Here is a 13,533-nt window from a genome sequence, read left to right as displayed (position 1 = left end):
TCAGGCGGGCGGCGAGTCGTCCAGCTCCTGCTCGACGGCGATGCGGTCGCGACCGTTGTTCTTGGCGATGTAGAGACAGCGGTCGGCACGTCGGAGCAGGGTCTCCGCGGTGTCTCCCGGGCGGTGCCAGGCGACGCCGATGCTGCAGGTGACGGTTACGCTGCTGCCGTCGATCTCGAATGCCGGCCCGACCATCGTCTGCTGCAGCGTGAGCACCCGCCGGCGCCCCGAGGCAGCGTCGTTCGGCAGGATCAGCACCAGCTCCTCGCCGCCATAGCGACCTGCATTCTCGTCCGGCAGCAGCGCCTCGCGCAGCCGCCGCGTCATCTCCCGCAGCACCGAATCCCCGCCGAGATGGCCGAAGCGGTCGTTGATCGACTTGAAGTGGTCGAGATCGATCAGCGCGATCGCCAGTGCCCGGGCGGTGTGCCGCGACCTCTCGATCGCCTGGTCGAAGGCCTGCATGCTGGCCGGCCGGTTGAGCAGGCCGGTGAGGCTGTCGTAGGTCGCCTGCTCGAACAGGCTGGCGCGGGCCCGCTCGATCTCGCGGGTGCGGACCACCACCAGCTCCTCGAGCTGGCGCTGGCGGGCGAGCAGGAGGCGGATCCTGAGCCGCCAGAACGACCAGCCCAGCCCGGCAAGCACGAGCCCGCAGGCAACCATGAACGGCCAGGTCCGCCACCACGGCGCCCGCACGACGATGGTGAAGCCGACCGGTGAGGAGGTGAGGCGCTTCAGCGGGTCGGAGGCCATCACCTGGAACTCGAGCCGGCCCGGCGGCAGCTGCGGGTAATGAACCTCGCGCTCCTCGGTCTCGACCCAGTCGCTATCGACGCCGAGCAGCCGGTAGCGGAACCGGACCGAGCTCTCGTCGCGGTAATCGAGCGCGCTGAAGGTCACCAGCAGCGGCTTGTGCGACCAGGCGATCACTCCCGGCGGCAGGCTGTGGCCGCCGAGCAGCACCGACGTGATCACCGGATGCAGGGTCGCCGCGCGCAGCAGCGGGTGCGGATCGAGCAGGTGCGACACGCCATGCCCGGTGCCGAACCAGAGCGAGCCGTCGGGATCCTCGAACATCGAGCCCTCGTCGACGTCGTTGGAGAGCAGCCCGTCCTCCTCGTCCAGATGGTGCCAACCCTCGCCGGTCCAGACGTCGAGGCCGCGATCACCGCCGGTCCAGATCCAGCCGCGCCGGCCGCGCCGCAGCAGCAGCACGTTGTTGGAGGCGATCACCGGCATCTCGATCCGGTCGCTCGACACCACACGGTCATGGTCGAGATGCAGGCGCTGGATCCCGGCCGTGCCGCTGCCGATCCAGAGCGTGCCGTTCGGCGCGAAGGCCATCTCGCGCGGGTTCTGCACCAGGCCGGTCTCGGTGGTCATCACCGTCCGGACGGCACCGTCGGCATCGCGGTGCAGCAGCTGGTGCTGGGTGAGCAGCCACAGGCCGCCATCCGCGGTGCTGAAGAAATCATGCAGGCGGCCAGCGACGTCGACGACACGCACCGGCGGCCCGGGATCCGCCGCGTCGGCATCGTCCTCGAAGTAGAGCCCGTGCTGGGTTCCGATCCAGAGGCGGTCCGGCCGGGTCCCGGTGGCCGGCTCGAGCAGCATCTGGGAGACCGGGGACAGCGTCGCCACCACCGTGCTGCTGCCGGTCGCCGGATCGTAGCGGGTGATCACGCCCGCCATCGTCGCGTGCCAGACCCGGCCGGTGGATGTGGTGGCCAGCGCGAATCCCGGTCCGGGCAGATGCAACGGCGGCGTCGAGGGCGGCGCGCCCCGCACCACCGCGTCGACGCCGCCTTCCGTCGCCACCCAGAGCGGCCCGGCTCCGGTGCGCGCCATCTGCCAGACCACGTCGTCGGAGAGCCCGTCCGCCCGGGTCCAGTTCTCCCAGAGCCCGACGCCGACGCCGCGGAACGCGCCCTGCGCGCGCACCCCGAGCCAGAGCGACCCGTCGCGGTCGAACATGATCGCCACGATCTGCCCGACCGGCACGCCCTGGGCCATGTTCAGCGGCCGCCAGACGCCGCCGGAATGGATCAGCAGGCCGGTGCGCCCCTCGGTCAGGATGTTGCCGGCAGGGTCCTCGGCCAGCACCAGGCGGTCGAGGTGGCCGGCATAGCGACCCGGGCCGCCCGGAACCGGATCCAGGATGAACCGGCCCCGCCCTGCGTCACGGTGCGCGATCAGGTCCATCGACCGCGCCCAAAGCGTGCCTTGGCGGTCGCGCAGGAACGCGGTCCAGCCCCGTTCCGGCAGGCCCTCCGCCTGGCCGGCGATCTCCACCGTCTCCGTCGACCGCTCCCCGGGGTGCGCCACGTGGCAGACCTGGCCGTCGCCGCAGCCGAGCCAGATGCCGTCGGCGGTCACCGAGATCGAGACGATCCGCTTCAGCGCGGGTTGTGCCGCCAGCGCCGCATCACTGAAATACGGCTCCAGTGTCGGCTCGAAAGGGGCCGCTCCGCTCGGCGCCGGACGTGCATGCTCGCCTGCGACGGCCCGCGTCTGCCGGATCATGCGGGCGACCCGGAGCTGGCCGTGCTCGATCAGCAGAAGGTCGTTGCCGAGCATCGCGGTGGAGTGGGCGGCGTCGACCTCGATCGGGCCCTCGCGGCTGTGCAACGCGGTGTAGTGGCCGCGCTCGAACAGGTCGCCGTGGTCGTCGGTGCCGGACACGTAAACGGCGTTGCTGAACACCACGAACAGGCGTCCGTTCGGCGCCACCTCGATGTCATAGACGATGCCCTGGTTGGGCAGGCCCTGCTCATGCCCGAACAGCTCGAAGCGCCGCCCGTCATAGCGCTCGGCGCCGTTCTCGGTGCAGACCAGGACGAAGCCGGAGGCGTTCTGGTTCATGCACAGCACGCCGAGATTGGCCAGGCCCTGATCCTGGGCGTATTGCCGGAAGGTCAGGCGCTGCGCCGCGGCAGGCACCGGGCGCAGTACCAGCATCCAGCTCGCCAGCACCAGCGCCCACACCGTTGCCAGATGCATGAAACCGATCGGGCAAGGAACCGGCTTCATGCAGCACCCGGCAGGCCACGCCTCTCTGCCGCAGTCCGCGCCCCGGCCGCACCAGCTCGCGCGCTTGGTCGTGCGCCCCGCCGTGTGCCTCGTCATGTGCCGCGTCTTGTGCCGCTTTGGGCAGCCGAGTGGGCCAGCGGTGCAGGGAGGCGGCGCGAGCAGCATCGGCAATCGGGTCCGTGTCGTCTGAATTCAAGACTACGATAAGAACCACCGATACGAAATAACAACGACCGACAGTAACACGATAGTTGAGGAACTCGCCCGACCAAGTCTCGCCGTGCGATCTTCAGTCGCTTTTTGGCGTATCAGTCCCCGGAGCCGGACGAGTGCCGGGCTTGACCGGGGCGTCGGGCACCGGAGCTACCTGCTCCTTGACCTGGTTCGGCTCGTCGGGGAGCCGTGCCGACGGCGGCACTTTCTGTGCTGTCGCCGGGGCCGGCTGCTCCGGGCTCGTCTTCGCCGAGTGCGCCTTGTGCGTCCGGGTGTGGCCGGTGACCCGCTGGCCGCTGGTGACCTCGGAAGCCGGCGCCGAATCGGGACTGGCCGGATCGGCGAACGCCGGAACGGCGACCACCGATGACGACAGCGCCGTGATCAGGAACGCCGTGGTGGCGGCCCGGATGCCGAACTTGGTAGGCCGGAACTTGGTAAGCATGGCCTGTATGACTCCTTGGGCCGGGGCGGGACGACCCGGATTCGATTGTTTCACGCAGTGCAGGTGTTGGAAATCCGGCGCGATTGCGCCAGATCGGTGGCGGCGGCCTGGCGAGGCGATCAACTCGATCAGCCGGGCCCCGCGGTGGGGCAGGAACGGCCATGACCGAAATCGGTTTCTATCATCTGACCCGCTCGTCGCTGGAAGACAGCCTGCCGCTGCTGCTCGGCCGGACCCTCGCGGCGGGGCGGCGCGCGGTGGTGCGTTGCCGGGATGAAGCCCGCGTCGACCAACTCGACACCGCGTTGTGGCAGGCGCCGGAGCCGATCTGGCTGCCGCACGGCACCACCCGGAGCGGCCACGCGTCGCTGCAGCCGGTCTGGATCACCGTGTCGGAGGATGTCCCGAACGAGGCCACCTACCTGTTCCTGACGGACGGGATGCAGGCCACGGATGCCGTTCGTTTCGAGCGCGTCTTCGACCTGTTCGACGGCAACGACGCGGCCTCGGTGGCGGCGGCGCGGGTGCGCTGGACGGAGGCGAAGGCTGCCGGGCACGGGCTTGCATACTGGCGCCAGGAGCCGAAGGGCTGGACCCGCGCCGGCTAGCGTCTTCTGGTCGACCCCCGCCGGGGTGCCGGGTCAAATTCCGGTCCGCAGGGGCAATGCAACGGCCATACCGACGACGACACCGGGTGCCCGCCGCCTGACCCGTTTGAACTCGAACGGCGCGTGGCCCTTGCCGCGGTGCCTGCGCAACCTGCGGCCGGTCGAAAGGTTCAGGTGTCTCGACAGGGCGGAGTGGACCGATGACCGGCACGGATCAGGATAAACGGCCCGGCACCGACGCCGAACCGACAACCACGGATGCACCTGGCGGACCGCCGCCCAAGGGGCACGAGCACATGAACGGTCCGGGGATGACCAACGGCGTTCCCGACGGCGCCACCGAGGAGGACGCGACCGGGGCGCCGAATTCGGACCGCCAGCAGACCGAGACCCTGGGCGGAGCCGCTGGAGCACAGCCGGACGGAGCGGCGAACCAGGATGACTGACACGGATCAGCGCACCGGCCGGCGCCACGTCCGGTTGCCGGATGGGTCCTCGGTTGCAGCCCTCGGGCAGGGCACCTGGAACATGGGTGACGCGCCGGCCAGGCGGACGCAGGAGATCGACGCGCTGCGGTTGGGCATCGAACTAGGTCTTGGACTGATCGACACCGCCGAGATGTATGGCGACGGCGCCTCCGAGCGGCTGGTCGGCGAGGCGATCGCCGACGTGCGCGACCAGGTGTTCCTGGTGAGCAAGGTGCTGCCGTCCAACGCCACGCGAACCGGCGTCCCGGCCGCCTGCAAGCGCAGCCTGGAGCGGCTCGGCGTCGACCGGCTCGACCTCTATCTCCTGCACTGGCGCGGCGGCACCCCGCTTGCGGAAACCATTGCCGCATTGGAGGCACTCCGCACCGAGGGGCTGGTGCGGAATTGGGGCGTGTCGAACTTCGACGTCGACGACATGTGCGAGTTCGTGGGACTTGCCCGGCCCGGCTCGTGCGCCGTCAACCAGGTGCTGTACAACCTCGAATATCGCGGCATCGAGCATGACCTGATGGAATACTCCGTCACCCATGGCGTGCCGCTGATGGCGTATTCCCCGGTTGGGCAGGGCGGCGACCTGCTGCAGTCGCCGGCACTGCGTGCGGTGGCCGACCGGCACGGCGCCAGTCCCGCGCAGGTGGCGATCGCCTGGACCTTGCGCGCTCCCAACGTCATCAGCATCCCCAAGGCCGCGACCGTGGCGCACGTGCGGGAGAATGCCGCCGCCGCGTCGCTGGTGCTGACCGCACAGGACCTGGCCGAGCTCGACCGGTCGTTCCCGCCACCGAAGAAAAAGATCCGGCTGGCAATGCTCTGACCACGCCGCGACTCGGGCGGCCGAGGCTGGTCCTGCGCCGCATCGGTCGCGTAACATCACCTGGAACGGGCGCTGCAGGCGTGCCCTCCGGACGAGGTGATCCTGAGCCTGTTGATCCTCTTCGGCCTGGCATTCGTGCTGCTGGCACTCACCGCTTCCGGCATCATGGCGCTGGTCCGGCCGGCATCGAGGTCAGCGCTGCCACCGGTGTTGCTGCCGACATTGGGTGCCGTGCTGACGGTGCCGGCGTTGCTGGGCGGCAGCGACTTCTCCGGCCTGCCGCTGCCTGTCGGGTTCACCGGCAGCAGCGGTGGGCTTGAGCTCGACGCGCTCTCCTGCCTGTTCACGCTGCTGGCGTTCCTGACGGCGGCGTTCTCCGCATGGTCGGGCGACCTGGAACGGCCATCGCCCGAAATCGCGCCCGGCTTCCATCCTCTGCTTCTCGCCGCCACGGTGCTGACGATGCTGGCCGGCGACGTGCTGCTGCTCACCATCGGCGGAATGGCCGCGATCCTGCTGCTCGGAAGCGGCAAGACCGTTCCAGGGTGGCGGCGCCCGCGGATCGGTGCGGCCGGTTGCCTCGGCGGTGCCTGCGCGCTGCTGGCAGGTGCCGCGATCCCGACGGGCGCATTGCTGCCCGATGCCGGCTTCTCGCTGCTGCGGGGGGAAGCGGGCAGTCTCGGCGGCGGCTCCGGATCGTTGCTGCTGCCGGTGCTGGCGATCATCGCCGCCGGACCGCTGCTCGGACTCGCGCCATGGGGTCGCTGGCATCGGCGGCTCTGCATGACGACCCCGGCGGGCGTGCCGGTCCTGGCGTCGCTGCTCGGCCTGTTCCTGCTGATGCGGCTGCTGCTCGACCTGGCGGGTGAGGCACCACCGCCCTGGTGGGGCGTGGCACTGGTGCTGCTCGGGGTCGGGTCCTCCGCGGGGGCTGCCCATGGGGCGCTGGTGGCGGTTCGGCTGCGGGGTGCCACGGGCGGCCTGCTGGCGACACAGAACGGCCTCATCGTCAGCGCCATCGGCTTATGCCTGCTCGCCCGGTCGGCCGACCTGCCGGTGCTGGCGGGTGCGGCGCTCGATGCGGTGCTGCTGCTCGTGCCGGTGCAGCTGCTGGCGGCCCTGGTGCTGTTGCGCCTGGCCCGGAGCGTCGAGGACGAGGCCGGCGGCGATCTGCTGGCCCGGCTCGGCGGCCTGGCGACGTCGATGCCGCATGCCGCGACGATCGCCCTGGCCGGGGTCGCGGTGCTGGCCTTCGTGCCGCCGGCGGGAGGCTTCGGCGGCGTGTGGCTGCTGTTGCAGGCAGCGTCCGGCATGTGCCGGCTGGGCGAGATCGTGCTGTCGGTGTCGGGCGGGCTGGCGCTGATCGGCATCGTGCTGTCGGTGGCGCTATCCGCGGCTGCCTGGCTGCGGCTGGCGTCCGTGGTGTGTCTCGGGCGGCCTCGCACCCCGCGCGGCGCAGCTGCCCAGGATATTCCGGCACGCCTCGGCCGGGCGCTGGTGGCGCTGCTGGCGCTGGCGTTGCTGATCGGTCTGTTTCCCGGACTATGGCTGCGGCTGCTGTCCCCGGCGGGCAGGTTGCTTGCGTCCGCGGCCGACGCCGACCTGCCGCCGCTCTTCCGCCTGACCCTGGCGGGCAGCGGGTCGAGCCTGTTCACGCTGCCGCTGGCACTTCTGCTGGTGTTGGCGCTGCTGGTCAGCCTGTGGGCGCGCCGGCGTCTGTCGCCGGCGGCCGCACGCGTCGAGCCGGCCTGGGAGGGCGGCTTCGCACCACCGCCGCCCTGGCTGCCGTTCGGCGATCCGCTGGCCCAGATCAGCCCGGCCGCGCTGCAACGCGCGCTGCACGGCGCGGTGATGGGGACCACCCGGATGCCGTCCGGCTGGCACCCGCTCCGCTCCGGCCGGCAGCTGAATGGCGCCGTCCGCTGGATCCGGCGCACCAGCCTGTTGCTGCAGGCCTGGATGCAGGATCAGGGGCCGCTTGCTGCGTTGGTGCTGCTTGTCCTTGTGCTGGCGGCGTGCGGCGGTTGGCGGTTCTGGTGACGCTGCCCGGCCTGATCCTCGCGACGGCGGCGCTGCTGCTGCATCTGGCTCTCGGGCTGGCGGTGGCGACGCTACTCACCGGCCCGGCGTGGATGCTCGCGATGCGCCGGCCGCGGCCACGCGATGCAGCCGGCGTGGCGGGGTTGCTGCTGGCGCCGGCACGGGCCCTGCTGACACTGACCCGCACGTCGTCGATCCGCGCCACCGGCAGCGCGCCGCTATCGGCTTTCGCCCCGGTCGTCGGACTGGCCGCGACGCTTGCGGCAGCCGCGCTGGTGCCGTCCTTCTGCACCGGCCTGCTGACCGCCCCGCTGGCCGACCTGCCGACGATCCTGGGCCTGCTCGGGCTGGCACGCGTCGCGATGCTGCTGGCCGGGTTCGATGCCGGGATTGCCGGGCCAGGGCTGGCCTCGGTATCGCTTGCGGTACGCACGCTGCTCGCGGTGCCGGCCTGCGCGCTGGCCGTGTTCACGCTCGTGCTAGCCTGCGGGAGCAGCAATCTCGACCTGGCACTGGGAGATCTCGCAGCCGGCGCCGGGGCCCCCGGATTGTCGGCTCCGGTGTTGTTGGCTGCGGTAAGTCTCGGGCTGGCCGGGGTCGCCGCCGCTGTCGACGAACGCGGCCTCGCCGAGCAGCTGTCGGGCAGCGACCTGGCGACGTTCCGCTTCCAGTCCGCGTTGCAGCGTCTGGTCTGGCTCGACCTGGTGACGGCGCTGTTGCTGCCGCGCTCGCTCGTCGTGGCGCAGTCGAACCCGCTCTTCTGGCTGCTCGGGCTGGTCTGCTGGTGCCTGCGGATCGCCGCCGGCTGCGTCGCCCTCACCCAACTGAAGCGGTTCGTCAGCACCCGGAACGCGCAGCGTCGCAGCCTGGCGGGAATTGCCGCGCTGCTCGGGCTGCTGGCACCGCTGCTGCTGCTGGTCGGGCGTACTGCCGAATGAGCCTGCTGCTCGCCGACGCGCTGCTGGTGTTGTCGCTGCTGTTCGTGCGTCCGGCGCCGGACCACGCATGGCGGCTGCGTCTGGTGGCGCACGCGCTGCTGCTGTCGGCGAGCCTGCTGGTCGCGGCGTTGGCCGGGCCGCATCGCCTGCTGCCGCTGCTCGGCCTGGCCGCCGCACTGCTCCAGGCGGGGCTCGCCTGGCAGTTCCGACCGGCCGCTCCCGCCCAGGCCTTGCCGGTAGGGCCGCCGGTCGTCGTGTGGCTGCTCGCCGGGCTGGTCGTGGTTGGGCTGTCGCTGCGGCTGCTGCCGGACGGCACCCTGCCGCCAGGACCCGCCGGGCTGCTCTCCGCGGCGTTGGCGATCCTGCTGACCGGGCTGCTGGGTGCTGCGGCGAGCGCCCGAACCTCAGGCCGCGGGACCTCAGGCGGCACCACCGCCGCCCTGGCCTCGCTGCTCCTCGCCGGCGACGGGATGCTGCTCGTGGCCTGCCAGCTTCCGGGGATGGCGGTGTCGTCGCTCGGCTGCCTTCTGCTGCTCCAGGCCGGCCTGTTGCGCTGCCTGCTGCGCACGTGGGTGGTCCCGGCCGATACCCCGCGGACAGCGTCGCCATGACTGCCGCACTGTCCGGAGCGCCCCCCGGCGCCATCGTCTGGCCGCTGCTCGCCGGCATCCTGCTCATGCTGCTCGCCGACCGCATGGCGGTCCGGACACTCGTGCGCATCGCGGTCGTTGCGTCGCTGGTCACGCTGGCGCTGGCCGTCGCCGAGACCTTGCCGGTACCGGGTCGGGCCACCGACGGCGCCTGGCTGGGTGACCGGTTGGCGACGGCACTTCCGGTGCTGCTGGCGATGCCCGGGGTGGTGGCCAGCGTCTGGCTGTCCAGCCAGGCGGCCTCGGGCCAGGCTCCCGACGGACCAGGCTGGCGTCATCCGCTCGTGGCACTGCAGCTGCTGACCGCCGGCGCCGTGGTTGCGGTCCGCGCCGACCCGCTGTTCCTCATGCTGACGGGCCTTGCCCTGGCCGCAGCGGCCCTGGCGATGCTGGCGCCGGCGCGGCAGGTCCTGGGTCGGGTCGCGATCCTGGGGGGGCTGCTGCTCACCGCGTGGCTCGGGATCGCCATGCTGTCCGTAGGTCTCGGCCAGCCCGCCAGCTGGACCGCGCTGGCCGGGGGTGGGACGGCAATCCCTGCCGCCTTGCGCCTGTTCGGTCAGCTGCTGCTGATGCTGCCGATGCTGCTGGCGGCGGGGCTCGGTCCGATCAGCCTGATGCAGCCCGCGTCCGATGAATCCGGCACCCATCCCGCCACCGCCGCCTCGCGCGCTTTGCTGCCGCTGCTGCCGGGATTGCCGGCGCTGATCGTGACACTGCGCCTGCGCGCGCTGCCCGAGCCCGATCCCACGCTGCTTCGGCTGGACATACTGGTGCTGTCCGGCGCCGGCCTGTTGATCATGCTGCTCGGCGTGGCCCTGCTGCCGGCCTGCCGCACCCTGGCCGATCGCCTCGCCGGCGTGAGCATGCTGCATCTCGGTGCGGCGACGATCGGCTTCGGGGTCGGCGGCACGATGGGCGTCGCGGCGGGTCTGCTGATCCTGTCGTTCCTCTGCCTCGGCCTGCCGCTGGCCTGGCTGCCGGCAGCGCCAGGTCCTGCCGGCTGGATCCGGCGCGTGGCGATCCTCGCCCTGGCCGGGTTGCCGCCATTCGGGCCGTTTGCCGCCCTGTTCATGCTGCTGTTGCGGCTTTCCGCCGACCTGCCGCTGGTGGCCGTTCTGGTCCTTGCCGTGTTCTGCGCCGGTGCCCTGGCGCTGCTGTCGACGCCGTGGACGCCGGTGACCGGGCTGCCCGCGCGGCCGGCCAGCCTGCTTCCGGCCGCGATCGTGCTGCTGCTGCTCGCCACCTGCGGCATCGCCATGCCGGCGCCTGCGTCCGACTGGCTGCTCGGGATCGGCGAGTCGCTCGCCGGTGCGACCTGGCCCGCACTCCCTTCGCCGCACCCGGGAGCCACGCCATGACGGCGCTCGCCTTGCTGCCGGCGGCGATGCTGATCCGCGCCGGCACCGTGGTTCCGGCCTCGACCGTTCCGCGATTCATGCTGGCGCCAGAGGCCTGGGCCGATCTCGGCGAGCGGCTGCTGGCCGACCCGCTGCCGCTGGCGACGCTCTGGGCCGAGGAGGGTGCGGTGCACGCCCTGTTCCTGGAGGCACCGGACCCGGAGGCGCCGGACCCGGAGGCGGGAGACGCGCAGGGATGGGGGCGGCCGCTGATCGCCTCGGTGCCGGTCGAGGCGCGCCGTTACCTTGCCCTGTCGACGTCACGGCCGGGGATCTCGCCCTGCGAGCGGATGATCCGTGACATGTGGGGCATCGAGGCGATCCGCGCCCTCGACCTGCGCCCCTGGCTCGATCATGGCCATTGGGGCCTGACCGCGCCGCTCTCGCCCCGCCCGGGGCCGGGTGTCTGGCCGCCCGAGCCGCCCGAGTTCCCGGGCGGCGCCGATGACGAAGCCGCCGGCCTGTTCCAGCTCGGGCTCGGTCCGGTGCAGTCCTTCACCACCGGCGCGGCGCATCTGCGGCTGTCGCTGGACGGCGAGCGCATCGCCCGGCTCGAGGTCCGGCTCGGCTACGGGCATCGCGGAGTGGTCCGGCTGATCCTCGGGCGCACGCCCCTGGAGGCCGCCATGCTGGTGTCGCGGATCGATGCGCAGGCCACCGTTGCGCATGGGTGCGCCTTCGCCCGTGCCGTCGAGGCGGCGCTGGGCTGGCGGATCACCGCGCGTGCGGAGGGCCTGCGCGCGATGATGCTGGAGCTGGAGCGGACCGCGCTGCATCTGCATCATCTCGAGGCGACCGCACGGCAGGCCAGGCTCGACCATGCCGGCCAGCTCGCCGCCTGGCTGCGCGAGGCCGTGCTGCGGGGTTGCGCCGCCGCTTTCGGGCACCGGATGATGATGGATGCGGTGGTTCCCGGTGGCCTCGCCGCGACGCCTTCCGAGGCGGGGCTGGTGGCGCTGCCGGAGGTGCTGGACCGGCTGGAGGCGTCGCTGCCGGAGCTCCGGCGCAGCCTCGGCGTGAGCATGGGCACGCGACCGGGCGACGCGACTGCCGCCCGGCGCCTGTCCGGGCAGGCGATGCTGGACCCGGCGCTGGCGTCGCGCTGCGTGTTCGGGGGCCCCACAGGCGATGCGGCGGCGCGTTGCCGGACCAGGCTGGACGAGGTGGCCAGGAGTGCCGCGGTGGTGCGGCGTCTGCTGCTGGTCGATCCCGCCGGTCCGGTGCGTGGCGATCCGCCGCCGGCGCGCGACCTGTTCGAGCCGGCAGTGGAGGGGGCGGGGATGGCGATGTCGGTGCATGGTCCCGTCTGGCACTGGCTGCGGATCGAGGCCGGCCGGCTCTCGGCACTGCACTGGCACGATCCCGGGCTGCCGGGATGGCAGGCGCTCGAGCAGGCGGCGGTCGGGCTCGAGCTGGACGAGTTTCGGCTGCTCTGCGCCTCGATCGGGCTGTCGATCGCCGGCGCCGACCGATGAGCGCCCCTGCCGATGACCCAGGCCGGCCGCTGCTGTCGGTGCTGCATCTCCAGGCTGGCGGTTGCGGCGGCTGCGCGCTTGAGGTCGCGGCACTGCGTGGCGCCGGCCGGGCGCTGCTGGATGCCGGCTTCGTCACGGTCGAGACGCCACGCCACGCCGACGTCTTGCTGGTGAGCGGCTGCCCGACCCGCAATCTCGGCCAGGCGATCGATGCGGCCTGGGCGGCGATGCCCGGGCCGAAGCAGCTGGTGGCGGTGGGCGACTGTGCCATCGATGGCGGCCCGTTCCGCGACAGCTATGCCGTCCCCGGCGGCCTCGGCGCACGCCATCCGGTGGCGGTGGCGATCCCCGGATGTCCACCGACGCCGGACGCCATCCTCGACGGTCTCTGCGTCGTGCTGGCGGCACCGGATGGACACGCGCCGGTCATGGCCGAGCCGGCGACGACCAGTCCGGTCAGCTCCGAACCGCTGGTTCCTGGCCCATCCGTAACGGACCCGCCTGCTCCTCGGTCGTCATCCCCGGAGCTGCCGCCTCCTCGGGCACTTCTTCCTGCAGCGCCAAGGCATCCGCTCGCAGGCGGTGATAGCTCCGCAGGCTGAACGGGATCATGCCGACATAGATCAGCCCGGCGGCGGCGAACGCGGCCCACGGATCGGCCACCAGGATCGCCGCGAAGGCGCCCACGCCGAGCAGCAGCGGCAGCACGAACTGCGCCGGCACCTTGAAGTTCTTGAAGCTCCAGAGCGGCAGCGTGGAGACCGACAGGAACGCGACCGCGATCAGCAGGCACGCCACCAGCAGCGGGTCGTGCGAGAGGACCTCGAGCCGGGGCATGTCGAGCTTGCGCGCCTCGAGCCCGACGAACAGCGGGAACAGCGCCACGCCCGCCCCCGCCGGTGCCGGCACCCCGGTGAAGAAGTTGTGGGCATAGGTGGGCAACAGCTCAGGTCCGGAGATGCCGGCGTTGAACCGAGCTAGCCGCAGCGCCATGCACACCGCGTACATGATGCAGGGCAGGAAGGCGTATCGTCCGGCCTCGTCCAGCGCCCAGATATAGAGAATGAACGCCGGTGCGACGCCGAAGCACAGGAAATCGGAAAGGCTGTCGAATTCCGCCCCGAACCGGCTGGTGGCGCGCAGCAGACGGGCGATCCGGCCATCCAGCCCATCGATGAAGCCGGCGATCACCAGGGCCGCCGCCGCCTGCGCGAAGCGGCCATCCAGGGCCGCATGCATGCCGGTCAGGCCGGCGCAGAGCCCCAGCAGGGTGAGGATGTTGGGGACCAGGCGGTTGAAGGATTGGCCGCGAAACCGAGGCCTGGCGCGTCTGCCGAACCGGCGCAGGCGACGCAGCCGGCGCGTGGGGTGCGGGCCGCCGCCGGATTTGCTGCCCGGCTCGCCGCCCAGGTTGCCAGGTTGGCCGCCCGGGCCG

At 71.9% G+C, this 13,533-nt stretch carries 11 protein-coding genes and 1 pseudogene; 9 read left to right on the top strand and 3 right to left on the bottom strand.

The genetic code is table 11. The features are described from left to right. Together ACOEQ2_RS03485 and ACOEQ2_RS03480 are read right to left on the bottom strand one after the other, a co-directional pair. Nucleotides 1-3,030 carry a diguanylate cyclase gene (locus ACOEQ2_RS03485; protein WP_419729995.1) on the bottom strand — a complete coding sequence of 1,010 codons (3,030 nt, stop codon included), beginning with the start codon at nucleotides 3,028-3,030 and terminating at the stop codon, nucleotides 1-3. Nucleotides 3,031-3,319: 289 nt separating this feature from the next. Further along, on the bottom strand, nucleotides 3,320-3,688 hold the full coding sequence (locus tag ACOEQ2_RS03480; protein ID WP_419729994.1) for a hypothetical protein: 369 nt from the start codon (nucleotides 3,686-3,688) through the stop codon (nucleotides 3,320-3,322). Between the two features lie 161 nt (nucleotides 3,689-3,849). On the opposite strand from ACOEQ2_RS03480, the gene ACOEQ2_RS03475 reads away from it, so the two are divergent. The 9 genes and pseudogenes from ACOEQ2_RS03475 to ACOEQ2_RS03435 all read left to right on the top strand — a co-directional run. Further along, nucleotides 3,850-4,296: a DNA polymerase III subunit chi gene (locus ACOEQ2_RS03475; RefSeq protein WP_419729993.1), complete on the top strand. Its 447-nt coding sequence runs from the start codon at nucleotides 3,850-3,852 to the stop codon at nucleotides 4,294-4,296. Between the two features lie 200 nt (nucleotides 4,297-4,496). Further along, the gene (locus ACOEQ2_RS03470; protein ID WP_419729992.1) at nucleotides 4,497-4,742 is read left to right on the top strand and encodes a hypothetical protein; all 246 of its coding nucleotides are present in this window, start codon (nucleotides 4,497-4,499) and stop codon (nucleotides 4,740-4,742) included. Further along, complete coding sequence (locus ACOEQ2_RS03465) at nucleotides 4,735-5,598, top strand: aldo/keto reductase (protein WP_419729991.1); 864 nt, start codon at nucleotides 4,735-4,737, stop codon at nucleotides 5,596-5,598. The genes ACOEQ2_RS03470 and ACOEQ2_RS03465 overlap by 8 nt, the downstream gene beginning before the upstream one ends. A gap of 111 nt (nucleotides 5,599-5,709) precedes the next feature. Further along, nucleotides 5,710-7,638: a hypothetical protein gene (locus ACOEQ2_RS03460; protein WP_419729990.1), complete on the top strand. Its 1,929-nt coding sequence runs from the start codon at nucleotides 5,710-5,712 to the stop codon at nucleotides 7,636-7,638. Continuing rightward, complete coding sequence (locus ACOEQ2_RS03455; protein WP_419729989.1) at nucleotides 7,635-8,576, top strand: hypothetical protein; 942 nt, start codon at nucleotides 7,635-7,637, stop codon at nucleotides 8,574-8,576. Before ACOEQ2_RS03460 ends, ACOEQ2_RS03455 begins: the two co-directional genes overlap by 4 nt. Next, on the top strand, nucleotides 8,573-9,187 hold the full coding sequence (locus ACOEQ2_RS03450) for a hypothetical protein (RefSeq protein ID WP_419729988.1): 615 nt from the start codon (nucleotides 8,573-8,575) through the stop codon (nucleotides 9,185-9,187). The genes ACOEQ2_RS03455 and ACOEQ2_RS03450 overlap by 4 nt, the downstream gene beginning before the upstream one ends. Continuing rightward, the gene (locus ACOEQ2_RS03445) at nucleotides 9,184-10,584 is read left to right on the top strand and encodes a hypothetical protein (protein ID WP_419729987.1); all 1,401 of its coding nucleotides are present in this window, start codon (nucleotides 9,184-9,186) and stop codon (nucleotides 10,582-10,584) included. Before ACOEQ2_RS03450 ends, ACOEQ2_RS03445 begins: the two co-directional genes overlap by 4 nt. After that, nucleotides 10,581-12,098 carry a nickel-dependent hydrogenase large subunit gene (locus ACOEQ2_RS03440; RefSeq protein WP_419729986.1) on the top strand — a complete coding sequence of 506 codons (1,518 nt, stop codon included), beginning with the start codon at nucleotides 10,581-10,583 and terminating at the stop codon, nucleotides 12,096-12,098. The genes ACOEQ2_RS03445 and ACOEQ2_RS03440 overlap by 4 nt, the downstream gene beginning before the upstream one ends. Further along, nucleotides 11,999-12,427 (top strand): annotated as a pseudogene (locus tag ACOEQ2_RS03435) (hypothetical protein); the annotation flags it as partial. The gene ACOEQ2_RS03440 and the pseudogene ACOEQ2_RS03435, both read left to right, overlap by 100 nt. Nucleotides 12,428-12,554: 127 nt before the next feature. On the opposite strand, the gene ACOEQ2_RS03430 reads toward ACOEQ2_RS03435, so the two are convergent. After that, nucleotides 12,555-13,508, bottom strand: coding sequence for a CDP-alcohol phosphatidyltransferase family protein (locus ACOEQ2_RS03430; protein ID WP_419731128.1), 954 nt, complete (start codon nucleotides 13,506-13,508; stop codon nucleotides 12,555-12,557). Nucleotides 13,509-13,533: the final 25 nt, after the last annotated feature.

It is taken from the genome of Lichenicola sp. (genome assembly GCF_965198575.1).
Lineage (GTDB): Bacteria > Pseudomonadota > Alphaproteobacteria > Acetobacterales > Acetobacteraceae > Lichenicola.
The sequence above is the reverse complement of the archived record's forward strand: the minus strand, read 5'-3'. Positions and strand labels throughout refer to the sequence as shown.

Excerpts from the sequence above, each read along its gene's own strand:
- ACOEQ2_RS03485 (WP_419729995.1), bottom strand. The coding sequence starts at position 3,030 with ATGAAGCCGGTTCCTTGCCCGATCGGTTTCATGCATCTGGCAACGGTG.
- ACOEQ2_RS03480 (WP_419729994.1), bottom strand. The coding sequence starts at position 3,688 with ATGCTTACCAAGTTCCGGCCTACCAAGTTCGGCATCCGGGCCGCCACC.
- ACOEQ2_RS03475 (WP_419729993.1), top strand. The coding sequence starts at position 3,850 with ATGACCGAAATCGGTTTCTATCATCTGACCCGCTCGTCGCTGGAAGAC.
- ACOEQ2_RS03470 (WP_419729992.1), top strand. The coding sequence starts at position 4,497 with ATGACCGGCACGGATCAGGATAAACGGCCCGGCACCGACGCCGAACCG.
- ACOEQ2_RS03465 (WP_419729991.1), top strand. The coding sequence starts at position 4,735 with ATGACTGACACGGATCAGCGCACCGGCCGGCGCCACGTCCGGTTGCCG.
- ACOEQ2_RS03450 (WP_419729988.1), top strand. The coding sequence starts at position 8,573 with ATGAGCCTGCTGCTCGCCGACGCGCTGCTGGTGTTGTCGCTGCTGTTC.
- ACOEQ2_RS03445 (WP_419729987.1), top strand. The coding sequence starts at position 9,184 with ATGACTGCCGCACTGTCCGGAGCGCCCCCCGGCGCCATCGTCTGGCCG.
- ACOEQ2_RS03440 (WP_419729986.1), top strand. The coding sequence starts at position 10,581 with ATGACGGCGCTCGCCTTGCTGCCGGCGGCGATGCTGATCCGCGCCGGC.